1 protein-coding gene is annotated in these 1,185 nt (G+C 34.7%); it reads left to right on the forward strand.

Annotation, left to right across the window (positions count from 1 at the left end; genetic code table 11):
- The first annotated feature begins 140 nt into the window (after nt 1-140).
- Entirely contained in the window at nt 141-1,010 is an 870-nt protein-coding gene (locus HUN22_RS17150) for a phytanoyl-CoA dioxygenase family protein (protein WP_174731919.1), read from the forward strand.
- Nucleotides 1,011-1,185 lie beyond the last annotated feature (175 nt).

Here is a 1,185-nt window from a genome sequence, read left to right on the forward strand (position 1 = left end):
TAATATGGTTTATTGGTGGTTTGATGTTGTACTGTACATGAATAGTCGACAAAGAGCTCTTGTGAAAGCACTTATGCAACTTTATACCGAGAGCATCAAACATGCTTTTATTGTTAAATGGTTAACGAAAAGGACGTCATATGTCATTAATGAAGCTAAGTAAAGATACCGAAATCAATGAAATTGTTTCTACTATCATGAGGGATGGTGGAGTAATTATTGAAAATTTTTTAAATGAAGAACTTACCCAAGAAATCTATCAAGAATTATCTAAACAGTTAGATAGTATCCCAGATGGTGAGGATGAGTATTTTGCAGGTACTAAAACACGAAGAATGAGTCGATTATTCTCCCGTTTACCACAAATGCAATCGGTAGCAATGAATCCGGTCTTTTTTGAAACGGCAAAAGCTATCCTTCAAAAACCTTTACATTTTTGGAGTGGTGAAAATAGAGTAGAACTTATCCCGGATGTTCAAATCGGAATGACTCAGGCCATTCAAATTTGGCCAGGTCAAAAAGCTCAACCTCTGCATCGCGATGATTCTGTATGGATGTGGCGACATCCTATATATGGGCGCGAAGCACGTGTACAAATTATGGTTGCTGTTACTGACTTTACTGAAGAAAACGGTGCTACAAAAGTGATTCCTCAGAGCCATTTATGGGATGACCAAAGAGGGCCTCAAATAGATGAAGCAGTTTCTGCAGAAATGAAAGCTGGGGATGCTTTAATCTGGATTGGATCAACTTATCATGGCGGGGGAGAAAATGTTAGCAATGAACCTCGAATTGGTTTGACTATGTCTTACGATTTAGCTTTTTTAAGACAAGAAGAGAATCATTATCTTTCTATGTCACCTGAATCAATGAGTAATTTTTCAGATGAGCTGAAGGGCCTATTAGGCTGGAACATGAGTAGTACATTTGTAGGGTTTGTGGAGCATGAGGGTAGAATGATGAATCCTCTTGATTTATTAAATGCTCAACAAACTAGTCAGAAAATCTAATATTTATTATTAAATATTTTAGAGCCAAATAGAGTATGAATGATTATACTTTATTTGGTTTTTTAATATATTCTAATCTGTTTAAAACTTATTTATATTTTTAAGAATAAGTTAGATTAAGTTGAGGCTATTAAAATATTTTCTATAAAAAAAGCAGTTCAACACTGTATTATTG

This window comes from Acinetobacter lactucae (assembly GCF_013344765.1).
GTDB classification, from domain to species: domain Bacteria; phylum Pseudomonadota; class Gammaproteobacteria; order Pseudomonadales; family Moraxellaceae; genus Acinetobacter; species Acinetobacter lactucae_A.

What these genes read in the sequence shown, in the direction of transcription:
- HUN22_RS17150 (WP_174731919.1), top strand. Translation starts at nt 141, where the DNA reads ATGTCATTAATGAAGCTAAGTAAAGATACCGAAATCAATGAAATTGTT.